This is a genomic window from Psychrobacter sp. PSi21, assembly GCF_054960615.1.
In genome coordinates, this window is record NZ_JBHNYR010000002.1 from 202,079 (window position 1) to 218,916 (window position 16,838).

Here is a 16,838-nt window from a genome sequence, read left to right on the forward strand (position 1 = left end):
TATGACGAACCAATCAGATCCCTCCCCGCTGCCCAAAACCTATCCTTGCCCTCGATGCGGTACGCCAACGGCTTGGCAAGACAATCCTGCTAAGCCATTTTGTAGTGACCGCTGTAAATTGATTGATTTAGGGGCTTGGGCCAACGAAGAATACAGCGTCCCTGCTGAGTCTTCACCTTTTTCCGATGAGCTATAGCTTGCTGTAGTCTATTTATTTGCTTATTTATTATTTTGTTCTGTTAAGGATACCCGTATGTCTGCCAGCTATTTGATGCCTACTTATAATCGCCAACCTGTCAGCTTTACTCGCGGTGCGGGCAGCTGGCTATATACACAAGATGATACGCCCTACTTGGATGCGTTGACGGGTATTGCGGTTTGCGGTTTGGGACATTGCCACCCCAAGGTTACTGAAGCCATCACCCAGCAAGCATCTACCCTGATTCATACCAGCAACTTATATGGTATCGATTGGCAAGAGCGCACAGGCGAAGTACTGTGTGCAGCAGCAGAGATGGATAGCGTCTTTTTTGCCAATAGTGGCGCAGAAGCCAACGAGGCAGCACTAAAAATGGCACGCTTGTACGCGCACAACAAAGGCTTTACCCGTCCTAAAGTGATTGTGATGGAGCAATCCTTTCATGGTCGTACCTTATTATCAGTCTCAGCGACAGCCAATCCAAAAGCGCGTGAAGGCTTTTTTACGTTAGATGATGACTTTGTTCGGGTGCCATTTGGTGATATTGACGCCATTGAAAAGGCTGCAGCAGAGCATGATGACATTTGCGCCATATTTGTTGAGCCAATTCAAGGTGAAGGTGGCCTGAATACCGCCGCCAATGGTTTTACCTATTTAGAGCAGCTACAGACCGCGTGTGATAAGCATGACTGGTTGTTTATGCTTGATGAAGTACAAACAGGTAACGGCCGTACAGGCAAATATTTTGCCTACCAGCATAGCGATGCACGTCCTGATGTACTGACTACTGCAAAGGGTCTCGGCAATGGCTTCCCTGTCGGTGCCTGCTTGGTACGCGGACGCGCTAATGGCTTATTTGGTGCAGGCAGTCATGGCTCAACCTATGGCGGCACCCCACTTGCCAGCCGTGTGGTACATAGCGTATATGAGGTGCTCTCTAATACAGACGCAATGGACAATGCGGTACGTGAAGGTCAGTTTATCCGTGATGGGATCGTCAGCAGCTTACAGCAGTATGGTGTCAGTAGCCGCGGTGCGGGCATGATGATTGGTATCGTATTGCCAGAAGATATGGATTGTAGCCAACTGGTTGATCGCGCCCGTGATGAGCAAAAAATACTCATTAACGTGACTGGTGGACATGTGATTCGTCTGCTGCCAGCGCTGAATATGACTCGTGATGACAGTACGCAAGTCGTTGAGCGTATTGTTAATCTGCTAAAGCCCTGTTTTTAGAAACAATAGGCTTATAAGTGATGTTTAGCAGAACTTGACTTCCTCCCCTCTTAAATATGAGGTGAGGAAGTCAATGTACTTTAGGATGTATCAAACACACACGTTAGTTTTGTACATTTTCTAATTCAATAAGCACGCCCCAGTCCGTAATGTCTATCTCATGGCAGTTATTACCCTCGCCATTGATACGATCAATTACCAAAAAATCACTATCGCGTCCAAGCGCCAATAAGGGATGATGCCAGACGTTGGCATCATACTGTACGCCTTGATGCGACTTGGCATAAAACACGGCCAGATCATCTGCCGATTGCGGCGGCGCGCCTGCTTTGGCAACGACGATGACATAGTCTTGACCCTCCATCGACACAAATGCTTGCGTGCCAAATGGATGATATTCCATAACGGACAGCGCAATCGGATTCTCACGTTTTTTGGCTCGAAAGATACTCATGCCAACAGTGCCACCCTCAAGCTGACTCTCAGCAAGCGCATGATGGCGAACGGCATAGCCATTATTGATCTCATACGTGTTGTCAGCCGTCTGCTCCTCATCACTATAGCGCTCGATAACCACGCCGTAAGGGGCAAAGTCGGCTTTGGTCAAAGGCTGAGCCGTTAGGATAACACTCATTATTTGACCTCTGCATCAGCAGTAGTACCCGCTTGATCTGCTACTTTACCAAACACGCGCACGCGGCTGATACCGCCATCTGGGAAGATATTGACCCGAATATGGGTGATAGGCTGGTCTATCTGGAGCTTGTCGTTACCAAAGGTATGGACGTCATCGGCATTGGTTTTTTGCGGCTCAAGTAACGTGTCCCAAAACATACTTTGAGTGACCAAGGTTTGCTCTGGCGTATTTGGCGAGTAGACGGCTTGGATTGAGACTTTATCAGGATAATTGCCTTTAAAATGAGCGGTATCGATTTCGATAGAATCGACAATACCTGCTTGACCTAAGGCAATAATACACCAGTCATTGCCTGGCTCACGGCGACGGCGGGTTTCCCAGCCATCTCCCATATTGGGCGCTTTGGTCGGTAACAGTAAGTTGCTGGCTTCACCAAAATGCGCGTCATTGCTGGCAATTGCGCGACCGCCATTTAGCGCGCCTACCAAGTCGAGCATCTCATCTTGATTGTTTAGGCTGGCATCGAGCTGGATGTCACCATAGACACGTAGCCTAGCAACGCCGCCATCTGGATAAATGTTCAAACGAATATGGGTGATTGTTTGCTCGTTATCAGTTTCAACAAATTCATGATGATTGCCCTGTAGTGGGGTCATGCTGACAAGGGGCTGCCAGTCCAAGCTGTCCCAGTCTTCTTTATTGAGATCGGTGAGCGCCGCATCCGCTTGCTGTAGTAGCTCTGGCGCATATAATGCATCGACACTGGCTGAAGAAGGGAAGTTACCCGTAAAGTGACTGGTATCAATATCAAGGCCTGCGATTTTGGTCGGACGCGCCAGTTGGATGACTAAATAATCATAGCCCAAATGACGCTTGCGGCGTGTCTCCCAGCCATCCATCCATTTCCCATTGTCATCGAATTTGCCGACCACAAAGACAGGCGCATCAGGATTTAGGATACGGCTCTTATCCGCAAAAAAGTCATCGGTCGCAAATAACGCTTTGGCACCCAAACGACTGTCAGCCACATTTGATTTTTTAGTAAAGGCTGGCAGGCTCTCAGGTAGATTGTTTGCCGAGATAATTTGTCCGACTTCTGAAGTATTTTGACTCATCATGATTCCTTTTATTTAATAATAGAGTTGATTGATCGTGTGCCGCTTGTTTTATTTATTCGACACACTGCGGCGTATTCGACAGCCATGGTAGTGGCTGTCGTGGTAAAAGCTACATCCAGTTGGCTGTGTTTTCTGGTGTTGCTGGATGGTTGTCATACCAGTGCTTAGCGATCTCATCACGGCGGCATATCCACACGTCAGGCTTATTGGTGATGTATTGCAAAAACTGTTTTAGTGCTTTGATGCGTCCTGCCCGTCCAATAATGCGGCAATGCAAACCGATGGTCAGCATTTTGGGAGTGTCTGCACCTTCTTCATACAAGGTGTCAAAGCTGTCTTTGAGATATTGATAAAACGGCTCGGCGTGAGTAAACCCTGGACTCGAAGAAAAACGCATGTCATTGGTCTCTAAGCTATAAGGGATGACCAAATGCGGCTTGCGGGTGATTATATTGCCATCTTGGGCTTTGACATTGAGCCAGTACGGCAGCTCATCGCCGTATGAGTCGGAGTCATAGCCATAGCCACCTTGCTCGACGACCAGCTCGCGGGTGTTTGGGCTATCGCGTCCCGTGTACCAGCCGAGTGGCTGCTTGCCGAGCATGCGCTCAAATATGTTGGTCGCGCGGCGGATGTGCTCACGTTCCGTCTCGCGGTACATATATTGATAAGTGATCCAGCGCAGACCGTGACTGGCAATCTCATGACCGTCTTCTAAGACGCGCTCGATAATGTGCGGCGTCTTTTCGGCAGCGGCAGCACAGGTAAAGGTGGTGATGGGTACACCGTACTCTTTAAAAACATCCAACACACGCCAGACACCGACGCGGCTGCCGTACTCAAATGCAGACTCAATCGACTGGTGACGGTTATTAAACTCAGGTGTGCCCAAGATATCCGACAAGAAGCGCTCGGACTGTCCATCGCCATGGATGACGCTGTTTTCTGCCCCTTCTTCGATATTCAAGACGAACTGTACGGCAATTTTTGCGCCGCCCAGCCAGTTTGCTTTTGGCGGCTGACCACCGTAGCCTTTGAGGTCGCGTGGGTATGTATTTTGATCAAAATCACTGTTGACTTTTTGAGTCATTATTGGTGTTCCTATATAAAAACAATAACAATATCTATCAAAGATATCTTTCTAAAAAACAGTCTAAAAAATAGTCAAACGATCAAGCGATTTTAGCCGCTTTGATTTTTTTGGACAAGATTTTAATGAGTTATGGTATTTTGTTTTGCAGAGAGTATTTGCGGCACATGACGCATCAATAACCAATAAGACACGCCGCCTAGTGCCGCTCCTAACAAAAACCCATACCCTTCAAGGCTACTTAATGCTGGTATAAGCACGGTAGATAATGAAAAAATAGCGCCTATTGCAAATGCGATGAGACCATGGATATTCCAGCCTTTATAGTAATAGTAAGCGCCAGTGGGCTTGTCAGAAAATAAGTCGTTCATATCGATATGCTGACGTTTGATCAGATAATAATCAACAATCAAAATACCAAAGAATGGCGCGATGACGGCACCAACGGCATTGACAAAGCCAACGATACCGATTTGGCTGATAAAGGATAGCCATAGCGCGCCGACAAAAAACGCAATAACTGCTGTTATCAAGCCGCCCATACGAAAGTTGATATGCTTAGGAAACAGATTGGCTAAATCGTAAGCAGGCGGTATAAAGTTGGCGACCATATTGATACCGACAGTCGCGGCAAAAAAGGTCAAGGCGGCAACGATGGTCAGTGGCAAGGCATCAACGCGCTCTACAATATCAGATGGATTGGTCAGTGCTTCCCCAAACAATACGAGCGTACCTGCCGTAATGACCAGCGCAATGAATGAAAAGAACGCCATATTGACAGGTAAGCCAACCAAGTTGCCCAGCTTCATATCCTTTTCACTGCGTAAAAAGCGTGAGAAATCGCCAAAGTTGATCACAACTGCCGCAAAATAAGCCACCATCGTGCCCACAATCGCGACAAAAGCCTGCACTGGGCCACCAGTATAATCACTATTACTGCTAAAAATAGAGCCAATGGCGGGCAACAGCTCTGACCCTGACTGATACCAGACAATCCCCATCAGTATCACCATCACAATGTAAACGATAGGCCCTGCCCAATTCAAGAAATGCTTAATCGTCTCGACCCCTGACCAAAACAGTAATAACTGAAATATCCAAACGATAACAAAAGCAAGCCAAGCCGTACTGTTGAGTCCCAAAAAGGTTGCGTCTGAGCTGCCCATGACGAGCGTCAATAAAATGGCGACGGCTGTCGAGGCAAAGTACGTCTGCACCCCATACCAAAAAATACCAATGATGGCTCGCATCATGGCAGGTAGATTGGCGCCATTAATCCCAAGGCTTGAACGTATCAATACAGGAAAAGGAATGCCGTATTTGACACTTGGCTTGCCCGTTAAGTTGACCATAAACATAACCACAAAGCCCGAGCATATGATCGCTGCCATCACCCACCAGCCACTCAGCCCATAACTCAAGAATAGTGAGGCAGCAAGCGTGTAGCCAAACAAACTTTGGATATCGTTTGACCACACGTTAAAGATGGCAAACCACCCCCAAGTACGTTCTGACTCCTGTATGGGTGCCAAATCCTCGTTATATAGCCTTGAATCTTTAGTAGAAGCATTGAGGTGACCATGGTCATAATCCATTATTTGAGGGTCAAATTCTACTTGTTGGGCAGTGTCAGACATACTTATTCCTTGTATTGTTAACAAACCCTATTATTGTTAACAATAATTAGGTTTGACTATCGTATGCATATATGAAGGTTGCGTCAAGTAACTTCTAAACAAACAATACGCCGCATAGGCCAACCACTGCCAATAGACGTTGAATGATTAGACTGTTCTGTAGGTGAGTATTTAGATAAATCGCGATACCTCGGCCAACAATATAAAGCCCAAGCATAGCGATAATCATGCCTGTGAAAAATCCCATTTGACTGCTGTTAGCGGGGATTTCGATGGCATGTGCCGCACCGTGAAACATAGCGAGTGCACCAAAACCAATGACGGTTACGTGATGCCACTGTTTTACAGAGCTATTGTTGCTTGGATTGAGCGCACTGTTAAAGTAGCGGCTCATCAGTGCCATGGTGAGTAGTACAATAGAGAGCACGATACCTGATTCGATAAACGTACTGTTTAAGCTTGTATTTAAGCTCAAGATAAACCCTGCAACCAGACCTATTACCAACGAGGCCAACCCTTTTTTAAAGCTGTGCATTTGGGTCAAAAGCATACCCATACCAAGCGCGAGCACAAGATGATCAAATCCAGTCAAAGGATGCATGATACCTGACAAGACCGAATGACCAAAGGTAGCTTCATCTGTCATCAGACCATGCCCAGGATGGGCAAATGCTAATGTTGGCAGCCCTGTTAACAAGACTGATAGGGCTAAAGTACGCATGCTGACCATTTTGTTGTTCAGATTTTTAACCATTGTTGTTTTAGTTTGCATGGTCTTCGTTTGGGTGGATTGTGTCATGATGATTGCTCCTCAATGAATAAATAAACTGATACAGCCATTGACTGATGGTTTTTGCCTATCAGTCACAAATATAGAGTTACGGGGTATATACACGGTATTACGCAGCGCCAATCATGCCTTTATCAAAGATAAATGCCACAATCTCGTCAAGACCTTCACCCGTTTTCATATTACTGAACACTACTGGCTTGTCACCGCGCATTTTTTTGGCATCACGTGCCATGACTTCAAGCGAGGCACCAACTAGAGGCGCAAGATCGGTTTTATTAATGATCAGTAAGTCAGATTTCATGATGCCAGGCCCACCTTTACGAGGGATTTTATCGCCTGCAGAAACATCTATCACATATAGCGTTAAGTCTGATAATTCAGGGCTAAAAGTTGCCGCTAAGTTATCCCCGCCAGACTCGATAATGATGAGCTCAAGTCCTAAGAACTGCTGCTGTAATTCAGCGATAGCAGACAGGTTAATGGACGCATCTTCACGAATCGCCGTATGCGGACAGCCACCAGTTTCGACGCCGCGAATACGCTCAGCTGGCATAGCCTTGTGACGCGTCAAGAATTCTGAATCTTCCTTGGTATAAATATCATTGGTTACCACAGCCATATCGACATCGTCACGCAAGCGTTGACACAATTTTAGTGTGAGCGCTGTTTTTCCTGAACCAACAGGGCCACCGATACCTAGGCGTAGAGGCGATAATGTTGATAACGCTATGTCTGAATGGCTGTGATCGGCTTTGGGTGTGAGTGCCATAAGATGATGTCCTTAATAAGGTGATGTTTAAATAAAAATCCGTTTTGCGTAAAACCGTTGTTAAATCGAGATAATCATGGCTAGGGCTTTGCTTAAGAGCCATTAAGAGCGAAATAAGCGGCTGTACTGCCTTTCATGTTGACAGGACAATATCGCTAAATTCGGTAAGCTGGCTGACATATCTAACTGTCGATAGAGCAGATCCCGCTTTAGGACAGTGATGTCCGTGGTATCAGTTGCTGGCGGGACGTTTTGAGCAGTCAAAAAACTCTGTTTTACGTTGCGCGCTAGGTGCGGTACCTGTTCACTTAAAGACTGCTGCAACTGTAAAATGATACGCTGCCCCGCCATTTGTCCAAGCGGTACGGTTTTGACTGCTGCCAGCACCATATTTTCAATTTGACCAAAGGCGTAAGTCGTCATGGCCTTAGCCGGTTCAAGCTGCCAATAGGCACTGATATGAGCAAACAAAGGTAAAAAACCATGGGCAAGTAGACTATCGGGGACATCAAGCTCAATCACATCGCTGAGCCAAGCGGATAGAGATATGGCAAGTTGGTTTGACTCATAAACAAATTCTTTACTTTCGCGGCTGGCGTGGTAACTGGCAGCCAATGCGTCAGCAAGCGCGCTATCATCTACGCTCAACGACTCAATCATCAGTGCCAGTATTGGTAACTCATAATGGCATAATGCCAAGGTCAGATAATCGCTTATAAACGCTAAGCAGCTGGTCTCATCGTAGATCAGCTGGGACTCAATAGCCGACTCTATGCCTTGCGAGTAAGTATAACTACCGATGGGCAGATTGCTTGATGCCAACATCAGTAGACGCCCAGACACATCTAGAGGACGAGGTTCAGCCATTAACTCTGCGCCAGATTGTTCTAATATTTGATGATGATCAGTCATGAGCATGATCATGGTGCGCGTGACGGTGGTCATGGTGACCATGAGAATGTCCACCATGCTTGCTCTTATAGGCGCCTGTTTCTGGCTCAAACGTAGCCTGTACGGTTTGGGTATGTAGCCCCAATTGCTTCAACATGGCTTCTAACACAGTATCAGGTTCAAAGTACAACGCATCAGGTTTAATCATCAATAACACATGGCGGTTGCCCAGATGATAAGCGCCTTTCATCAGATCAAAACCGTTATTGGCAGTGACTTCAATCAAGGATTGCTCAGCCGCTATGACCTGTATAAATTCGCCGTGATGATTTGCCAGAATGCTGCCATTTTTGATGGTTTCTGTACGTGGCAGGTCAATACCAACAGCTTGTTGCTGCTGGGTTTGTGCTTTGAATCGACTACGCTGACGTGTATCAAAATCTAGGTGTAAAAAGTGTTTTTCCTCTTGTTGATGAGCAATCAGTGTTTGCTGTTCAGCACTGAGGTTTTCCGGATCGATACGCTGGGTATAAATTTTCATAAGTCAATTGACCATCTATTTGAAAGGTTAATATGTATTAATCGCCTCTGTGATACCGCCTAACATCGCTAGACCTTGTTCCTCTGTTAAAAGCAAAATATTTAGCCTATCGGGCGATTAGGGTTACCATTAGAGGTGCGCTCTAAAATAAGAAGTAGCGCTGGGCCATCGGTAGATGAGTGGCAGGCTCACAGCTTAACAACTCACCATCAGCATGAACCTCATAAGTCTCTGGGTTTACTGCCATCTCAGGACAGTAGCTATTAAACTTCATGTCCTGTTTGCGTATGGGCCGAATGTTATGTACGGCCTTGACGACTTTATCCAGTCCCAACTGTTTATCAATACCCTTATCCAAAGCGGTACGTGAGACAAAAGTGAGACAAGTTTGCGCTACTGTTTTAGCAAAGCTGCCAAACATGCGCCGATAATGTACAGGCTGCGGGGTAGCGATAGAAGCGTTCACATCGCCCATAGGCGCGGCAGCTATCAAGCCCCCTTTGATAATCTTATCTGGCTTCACCCCAAAAAAAGCAGGTGACCACAAAACCAAATCTGCCCATTTACCTATTTCAATCGAGCCCACCTCCTCACTAATGCCATGCGTGATAGCAGGGTTTATGGTGTATTTGGAGATATAGCGTTTGATACGAAAATTATCATTATTGCTGTCGAAGTCAGCCTGACTTAAGGTGATATGTGTGGCAGATTGCTGGGCTTTAGCGGATTGATCGGGGGCAAGGTGGCCGCGCTGTGCTTTCATTTTATCGGCTGTCTGCCATGTGCGAATAACCACCTCACCCACCCGCCCCATCGCTTGTGAATCACTGCTCATCATAGATATGGCACCCATATCATGCAAAATATCCTCAGCGGCAATGGTTTCTGTGCGGATACGACTCTCAGCAAAGGCGACATCTTCAGCGATAGCTGGGCTTAAGTGATGACAGACCATGAGCATATCGAGATGCTCATCGATGGTATTGATCGTAAAAGGGCGTGTCGGGTTGGTTGATGACGGCAAAACATTCGTCTCGCCAATTGCTTTTAAGATATCTGGCGCATGGCCGCCACCTGCGCCTTCCGTATGAAAGGTATGAATACAGCGCCCTTTAAAGGCATCTAAAGTACTGTTTAAATAGCCACTTTCGTTCAATGTATCGGTATGGATCGCGACTTGCACATCATACGCCTCAGCCATATTCAAACAGTTATCAATGGCCTGCGGTGTTGAGCCCCAATCTTCATGCAATTTTAGACCGATAGCACCTGCTTCAATCTGCTCACTGATTGGCTCAGGTAAACTGACATTGCCTTTGCCAAGTATGCCTATATTCATAGGAATGGTGTCGGTAGCTTTTAACATACTATGGATGTGATAAGCTCCTGGGGTACAAGTAGTGGCAAGCGTACCCTCAGCTGGCCCAGTACCACCACCAAACATGGTCGTGACGCCAGACATCAACGCCGTTTCGCATTGCTGCGGAGCAATAAAGTGAATGTGACTGTCGATACCACCAGCCGTTAGAATTTTGCCCTCGCCAGCGATAATCTCAGTTGCGGCGCCAATAGGTATGGTCACATCGGGCTGTATATCAGGGTTGCCCGCTTTACCAAGACCGCTAATGTGCCCTTCTTTGATCGCGACGTCGGCTTTGTAAATACCTGTATAGTCAACCACCAAGGCATTGGTGATGACGGTATCTGCAACTTGACTACCTAGCAATTGTGACTGTCCCATACCATCACGAATAACCTTACCGCCGCCAAACTTTACTTCTTCACCAACACTAACGCCGCGAGTTGTAGAATGACTGGTCAAATCATACTCCACCTCAAGCCATAAGTTCGTATCGGCCAGACGTACCATATCACCTGTGGTTGGGCCAAAATGCTCAGCATGAATACGCCTATCCACGCGTTTTTGCGAGGTATTTGGCGTTATTTTGATAGTGGCTGCCCCCATCACCTTGCCTGCAAAACCATAAACATGCTCTCTACCTGAGATGGCAACCAGCTCTATGTTACGTGCCTGCCCCGGCTCAAAGCGTACTGCTGTACCAGATAAGATATTGAGGCGGTAACCAAGCGTCGACTCTCTATCAAAGCTTAATGCCTCGTTAACCTCGAAGAAATGATAATGAGAGCCGACCTGTATAGGGCGGTCGCCTGTGTTAGTTACCTCTATATTTTGCACACAACGACCCGCATTTAAGGCGATGCTTCCTGTTTTGATTTTATATTCGCCTACCTTCATAGTCATAGTAATGGTCCTTTGTTAGATTGCGGGGCTTATGGCAGTGATTGAATATTGGTTTTTGGCCGTTTTGTATGCCTGACCAGCGTCCCGACCGTTGCAGCTAGCAGCGATATAGGCGCACCGCTAGACGATAGGATTGTGTACGGTCACAAGCTTAGTACCATCTGGGAACGTCGCTTCGACTTGCACATCATGAATCATATCGGCGATACCATCCATCACCTCATCGGTAGCAAGGTAAGTCGCGCCTTCGCTCATCAGTTGTGCCACAGTTTTGCCATCACGCGCACCTTCCATAAGCAGCATACTGATATAAGCCACTGCTTCAGGATGATTGAGCTTGACACCGCGATTTTTACGGCGCTCAGCGACCATACCCGCCGTAAATAGCATGAGTTTGTCTTTTTCTGTAGGGGTTAATTGCATGAAACCATCCTTAATAGCCTTAACAATACATTGTCATTTATTTGCTGATTCAAGCGATCAAATTACTGTCATGATTCGACACCTAGAGTCCTAGAAGAATATAGACCTAGGTGTCCCAAATCCTTGGTCGATGGGGTTCAAGGGCATACCACTTGCCTCTGATAAGATTACGTACATGATAAAAAGCTTCAAAACACGCCCGCACATCGGCTCCTAGATAGCGGCAGTTGATACCTTGATAGTTGTGTGTGCAATAAATAGATAAGGCTTGCTCATCGATAAGACGGTGTATCTCATTAATCGTTTCATCCAAATACTGTCCAAGTTTGGCACTATTGTCTTGTAGCGTTACGGATATCACCTCCGTACTTGGTATTGCCCAGAACGAGCCATGCACATGCTGATGGTTTAGCCCAAGTGCTGAAGTAAACCAGCGCGCACCAGCCTGCTGAGCAGTATAATCCTTAACCAGCAGATCCTCGTTACGCCAGATCTCTAAGCCATTGCGGTAATGCCCATGAGCAAATGTTTCTTGATAAGCTTGACGACCAAAAACAGCAATATCCCAAGTTAGCAAACTGGCAGTGTTGTCCAGATAAAAGCGATTGGTGGCGTTAGAAACAGAATGATCATAATAGATACTCTCTTGCGGCAACCATTCAAGGATAGTATGGGCATCGAGATAAGCCTCAATCTGTTGTACCGCTTCAACCTTATTGCTTGAGGCGTCCACATTGGAGAAGGTGTTATCATTGCTATATGATTGTTGACTTTGAGCGCTGCACTGGGTGGATTCACTTGGTTTTACTGGTCGCTGCCCCTGACGTTGGCCATACCACTTACCTGCGCCTGGTGTCGTGATGACCACGTGACTGTTTGATAACAGCTTGTACTGTATCGTCAAACGGTCATCATCAGCGATACCAGCTGGTGGGTACAATACATAGATGTGGCAAATTCCTGCTTGGTCATCAGGTTCAGGATATAGCGCGCGTTGTACCATCAGCGCGCCAGTATGTGCACGGTGATACAATCGAGTTTTTGTCGCTCCAGCTGCGTGGTCAAAATAAAGCTGTAAAGTAGATTGCCAAGCCAAAATGAAGTGTCCCTTTAAAAATATCCCTTTAGATGATTATCAAATCTTGAACCTTTTTATTTGTTATATCATCTTCGTAAAAGGCTCTATTCTGTATATCGCCACATTTGAATAAAAATATGGCACAGTAATAAAACGCTTTTACTAGGTACAGCAATATCTGTGCCGCCTGTCATGATTAAAAAAATGCACCAAAATATAACTTTTTTTAGGTCAAAATGCTTTATTGCACCAAATTGATATGATAAGTTACAAATGTGCACCATATCAGTGCTTTTGTATTAGTGTTTTATTAGTAAGGTGAGATGGTATTTTTGAGGCAACACGATATATGAAGAGATGGCACCCTTATAAACGATCAGCATCGTGTGCAGGCACTTCAGCGAGACGTGGGTTAGCTTAAAATACAGAACGACATACTAAAGAGCGAGCGCTGGGTATCTGAGCATCTATCGCTGATGAGTCTATTTGCAAAGCTGGATATAGAGGTCACTAAAAAGCGTGAACGGTGCAAATTATGAGCGTTATGAGAAGGCATAAAAAATGTGATAACGCCATGGTAATGGCCTTATCACATTAAGTTGATTAGCGAAATTGTGCAGGTCAGCACTAACCCAAGTAAAAAGTTGACGGTTCAAGCTTAAGCAATCAGCTCATGCCAGCTCATAAACGGACTGTCTATCGATTGCCAAGCCTCAATCCCTTGCGCGGCGGCTTCGAAGTCAAACAAGTTGGTATTCAATATCTTGTCCAACGCCACTTGGCCAAATTGTGCAACTTCTATTTTTGCTCTTGGGTTTAAGGAATGGATAATCGCCATCAATCTTTCTTTATCAGCCTCTGAGATTAAATCAACTTTGTTAAGCACAATCACATCACAAAACTCAATCTGATCAATCAATAAATCCACTACCGTGCGCTCATCTTCTTCACCGAGCGACTCACCTCTCGACTGTAGGCTGTCATAAGAGCTGTAATCTTTTAGAAAATTAAACGCATCCACCACCGTTACCATAGTATCTAAACAGGCAAACTCATCTAAGCAAATACCTGTTTCATCTTCAAAGGTAAAGGTCTCGGCCACAGGTAGCGGCTCTGAGATGCCGGTAGACTCAATCACCAGCTGATCAAAACGATTGTCCTCGGCCAAACGGCGCACTTCTACCAATAAGTCTTCTCGTAGCGTGCAGCAAATACAGCCATTACTCATCTCGACCAGCTTTTCATCAGTTCGAGACAGCTCAGCACCCCCTTCACGTACCAAGGCTGCATCAATATTCACTTCTGACATGTCATTGACGATAACGGCAATGCGTCTCCCTTCTCTATTATTCAAAATATGATTGAGTAAGTTGGTCTTCCCTGCCCCCAAAAATCCAGACAATACGGTAACGGGCAGTTTTTGTTCGATAGCTACAGATTCACTCATTGGCGCTCTTCCTTATCTCATTGCGGATGCTCTATCAAATATATTCATACTTGTTAGATTTTTAGTTATGTTATAACATAACATTTATAAATTCAATGATGTTGTGAGTATCAATGACAATCTATCTGGCGGATAAGGACTGTATGTGCAGCGTTGTTTCTCTAGAGCGTTTTCACTCATGTGATGCGGTAGCAGGAGGATCATGGCAGTGGTAACCAATGATACCTCTATTTTTCTGGCGATAGAACAAGCGGACAAAGGCCAGCAGTATCCGATAGATACCGTCATCACAGCAATTCCTTGGAACGCTCAAGGGCTAATAACGGCCATTACGCAAGACGCGCGCAGCAAAGAAGTCTTGATGCTGGCATGGGTGAATATTGATGCACTGATGGAGACGCTTACGACTAAAAGGGTGTGTTATTGGTCGCGCTCTAGGCAAACCTTGTGGCGAAAAGGCGAAAGCTCTGGTCATCACCAGCAGCTCATTGAGGCCAAACTCGATTGCGATGGTGATGCCGTTTTGTTTTTGGTGCAGCAGCATGGCCCTGCTTGTCATACCTTTCGCCCAAGCTGTTTTTATATCGGTCTGACACCACCTTATACCACCATTTTAAGCAACCCGTTATACCCCTATCCCTCCCACAATGAACAATAAGTAAGATGATTTATGATTCGTAAAAACCGCACAGGCGACCTGCCTATTATCGACAAAACTGCCTACGTTGATCAAACCGCCATCATTTGTGGCAAGGTCATTATTCATGCCAATGTGTTTATTGACCCTTATGCGGTTATTCGTGCTGATGAGGTCAATGGCTAAGGCAAACTGTCTACAAACTGTAGTGGTCAAGTACTTGAAGTTAATCGCTAGTAGGTAGCTGGCGGCAGCTATCACGTCATAACGGTGACGGATAGTCTTTACGAGTCCTCTAAACCATGACAGCCGAGGTCATTTATTGCTGGATATTGACAATAAACGATCTCGGCTGTTTGGTTTTATATGCGCTTATTTAGTTGGCATGAAAATACTTTTTCAACACTTCTAGGCAGCGCGTGATTTTAGCAGGCTGCTGATCACGGTTAAGCGTCACCGCATAGAGTACAAAGCTTGGCAATTTATACCCTGTCAACACTTCTACCAAAGCACCGCTTTCAAGGTCTTTTCTGACATCCATCTCCATCATTCGTACCAGTCCATGCCCTTCTTTGGCAAGCGTTGTCGCCATAAAGACATTGTTGGTGTGAATACGCGACGGCATTTTGATACGTGATTTTTTGTTGGTTTCAGTTTGTACCAACTCCACCTGATTGGGCTCTTTCATCAAATCAATACAGATCAATTGATGATTGGTCAAATCTTTAGGCATTTCAATTTTTTGATGCTGGCGCAGATATTGCGGTGATGCTACAAGCAGCTGGCGTACATTGGTCAGCGGATGGCTACTCAAGGTTGAGTCATCAATACTGGGACTCATACGGATAGCGATATCAATACGCTCATCAATCATATCAATATAGTGATTGTCTGCCAGATAGTTGATGCTCAAGTCATCATGTGCGGCCATCCATGTTGATAAGGCGGGCAAAATATGATGTACGCCAAGCTCAGGTGTGGTGGCGATACGCAGGCTACCTGCAAGCTCGTCACGCAGCTGGTTTACCTTGATGCGGCCTTGTTCTGCGGCACTGACCACATCTTTTGCCGCCTCATAAAAGCTTTCACCAGCTTCGGTTAAGCTGAGCTTGCGCGTAGAGCGATGCAACAGCACCACACCAAGCTCATTTTCTAGTGAGCGAATTTGTTGGCTGACGGCGCTGGTAGTGATACCAAGTTCGCGAGCTGACCCACTAAAAGAGCCGTGTCCGACCACGCTGGCGAACACGGCCATACCGCGTAAATTGTCTAACATAATTTTATCCAAGCTGTTTTACAGTTTTTAATATGGCTTAATCGTTGTAACAGACCATCACTATTGTTACATGGTTTTACTTTATTATCGATGGCAACCTTTTTTCTATAAAATCAAAATGTTACTTGATTGTTACGGCTGCCATGATGGCTTTCCATTTTTTGTCATATTGCATTTTTCATAAAAAATACCAGCACATAACCAAACTTACTGTTTAGTATATATTAACATTCATGTGATTGATAGTTGTCGCAGGTAATATAGATGGGAACTGGCTAGGTCAATTTAACCTTGCCCATTTTGCCTTCGCCGCGACTGCTGAGATATTGCATCACTGGAGAATCTTGCAGCTGTTTTTCAGCCACTTGACTGGCTTGTTCTACGCGGTGCTGCTGACGGCGCTCAGGCGTGACGTTATCGGCTTTTATGATATCACCATCGCTTTTTAGACGGATATTAGCGTGCGTAAACTGAGCTTGTAGTTTGGCAGACAGTTGCAAGAAGGTCGCTTGCAAATGCTTACTGTCCACAGCAGTGACAAAGGTCGCTTCACCATTACACTCACCAGTCATCACGCCTTGTCTGGCAAGGGCGCGCTCATCTTCTGCCAATAAAGATTCTTCACGCGCCGTTTGTAACCAATAGTCCCATTTTTCAGGCGTCCATTCTCCTGTTAAGGGCTGCGGCGCACAGCGTAACAACACGCGTGGGTCATCGCCCATCAGTGTTAACTGAGAATCATTTGCGCTGGGTTCGGCAACAGGTTCGGCAACAGGTTCGGCAACAGGTTCGGCAACAGGTTC

Annotated in this window: 15 protein-coding genes and 3 pseudogenes; 4 read left to right on the plus strand and 14 right to left on the minus strand. The window is 45.9% G+C overall.

Going from position 1 to position 16,838, the window contains the following annotated elements; all coding sequences use genetic code 11:
• Window position 1 precedes the first annotated feature (1 nt).
• Together ACFI32_RS02785 and ACFI32_RS02790 are read left to right on the plus strand one after the other, a co-directional pair.
• Window positions 2-196, plus strand: coding sequence for a DNA gyrase inhibitor YacG (locus tag ACFI32_RS02785; RefSeq protein ID WP_462624976.1), 195 nt, complete (start codon window positions 2-4; stop codon window positions 194-196).
• A gap of 57 nt (window positions 197-253) precedes the next feature.
• Entirely contained in the window at window positions 254-1,435 is a 1,182-nt protein-coding gene (locus ACFI32_RS02790; RefSeq protein ID WP_462624977.1) for an acetylornithine transaminase, read from the plus strand.
• A gap of 103 nt (window positions 1,436-1,538) precedes the next feature.
• Here ACFI32_RS02790 and ACFI32_RS02795 read toward each other — a convergent pair whose 3' ends face one another.
• The 12 genes and pseudogenes from ACFI32_RS02795 to ACFI32_RS02850 form a co-directional block, all read right to left on the minus strand.
• A complete protein-coding gene (locus ACFI32_RS02795) occupies window positions 1,539-2,069 on the minus strand; it encodes an ureidoglycolate lyase (RefSeq protein WP_462624978.1) in 531 nt (176 codons plus the stop codon).
• Window positions 2,069-3,187: an allantoicase gene (gene alc, locus ACFI32_RS02800; RefSeq protein WP_462624980.1), complete on the minus strand. Its 1,119-nt coding sequence runs from the start codon at window positions 3,185-3,187 to the stop codon at window positions 2,069-2,071. Before alc ends, ACFI32_RS02795 begins: the two co-directional genes overlap by 1 nt.
• A 112-nt stretch (window positions 3,188-3,299) precedes the next feature.
• A complete protein-coding gene (gene puuE, locus ACFI32_RS02805) occupies window positions 3,300-4,280 on the minus strand; it encodes an allantoinase PuuE (protein ID WP_462624981.1) in 981 nt (326 codons plus the stop codon).
• A gap of 122 nt (window positions 4,281-4,402) precedes the next feature.
• The gene (locus ACFI32_RS02810; protein WP_462624982.1) at window positions 4,403-5,917 is read right to left on the minus strand and encodes an NCS1 family nucleobase:cation symporter-1; all 1,515 of its coding nucleotides are present in this window, start codon (window positions 5,915-5,917) and stop codon (window positions 4,403-4,405) included.
• A gap of 94 nt (window positions 5,918-6,011) precedes the next feature.
• Window positions 6,012-6,716 (minus strand): HupE/UreJ family protein, encoded by a 705-nt coding sequence (locus ACFI32_RS02815; protein ID WP_462624983.1) that lies wholly within the window; start codon window positions 6,714-6,716, stop codon window positions 6,012-6,014.
• A gap of 100 nt (window positions 6,717-6,816) precedes the next feature.
• Window positions 6,817-7,479, minus strand: coding sequence for an urease accessory protein UreG (gene ureG / locus ACFI32_RS02820; protein ID WP_462624984.1), 663 nt, complete (start codon window positions 7,477-7,479; stop codon window positions 6,817-6,819).
• A gap of 102 nt (window positions 7,480-7,581) precedes the next feature.
• A complete protein-coding gene (locus ACFI32_RS02825; protein ID WP_462624985.1) occupies window positions 7,582-8,448 on the minus strand; it encodes an urease accessory protein UreF in 867 nt (288 codons plus the stop codon).
• On the minus strand, window positions 8,384-8,911 hold the full coding sequence (ureE, locus tag ACFI32_RS02830; protein WP_462624986.1) for an urease accessory protein UreE: 528 nt from the start codon (window positions 8,909-8,911) through the stop codon (window positions 8,384-8,386). The genes ACFI32_RS02825 and ureE overlap by 65 nt, the downstream gene beginning before the upstream one ends.
• A gap of 142 nt (window positions 8,912-9,053) precedes the next feature.
• Window positions 9,054-11,174 (minus strand): urease subunit alpha, encoded by a 2,121-nt coding sequence (ureC, locus tag ACFI32_RS02835; protein WP_462624987.1) that lies wholly within the window; start codon window positions 11,172-11,174, stop codon window positions 9,054-9,056.
• Window positions 11,175-11,294: 120 nt separating this feature from the next.
• Complete coding sequence (gene ureA / locus ACFI32_RS02840; RefSeq protein ID WP_462624988.1) at window positions 11,295-11,597, minus strand: urease subunit gamma; 303 nt, start codon at window positions 11,595-11,597, stop codon at window positions 11,295-11,297.
• Window positions 11,598-11,703: 106 nt separating this feature from the next.
• Window positions 11,704-12,693, minus strand: coding sequence for an urease accessory protein UreD (locus ACFI32_RS02845; protein WP_462624989.1), 990 nt, complete (start codon window positions 12,691-12,693; stop codon window positions 11,704-11,706).
• A 703-nt stretch (window positions 12,694-13,396) separates the two neighbouring features.
• A pseudogene (locus ACFI32_RS02850) lies at window positions 13,397-14,122 on the minus strand (GTP-binding protein); the annotation flags it as partial.
• 202 nt (window positions 14,123-14,324) lie between these two features.
• Here ACFI32_RS02850 and hisI point away from each other — a divergent pair.
• Both hisI and ACFI32_RS02860 read left to right on the plus strand, forming a co-directional pair.
• A complete protein-coding gene (gene hisI, locus ACFI32_RS02855) occupies window positions 14,325-14,780 on the plus strand; it encodes a phosphoribosyl-AMP cyclohydrolase (protein ID WP_462624990.1) in 456 nt (151 codons plus the stop codon).
• Window positions 14,781-14,792: 12 nt separating this feature from the next.
• Window positions 14,793-14,939 (plus strand): annotated as a pseudogene (locus ACFI32_RS02860) (carbonate dehydratase); the annotation flags it as partial.
• 196 nt (window positions 14,940-15,135) lie between these two features.
• On the opposite strand, the gene ACFI32_RS02865 reads toward ACFI32_RS02860, so the two are convergent.
• Together ACFI32_RS02865 and ACFI32_RS02870 are read right to left on the minus strand one after the other, a co-directional pair.
• On the minus strand, window positions 15,136-16,035 hold the full coding sequence (locus ACFI32_RS02865; protein ID WP_462624991.1) for a LysR family transcriptional regulator: 900 nt from the start codon (window positions 16,033-16,035) through the stop codon (window positions 15,136-15,138).
• Window positions 16,036-16,310: 275 nt separating this feature from the next.
• Window positions 16,311-16,838, minus strand: a pseudogene (locus tag ACFI32_RS02870) (DNA polymerase III subunit gamma/tau); the annotation flags it as partial.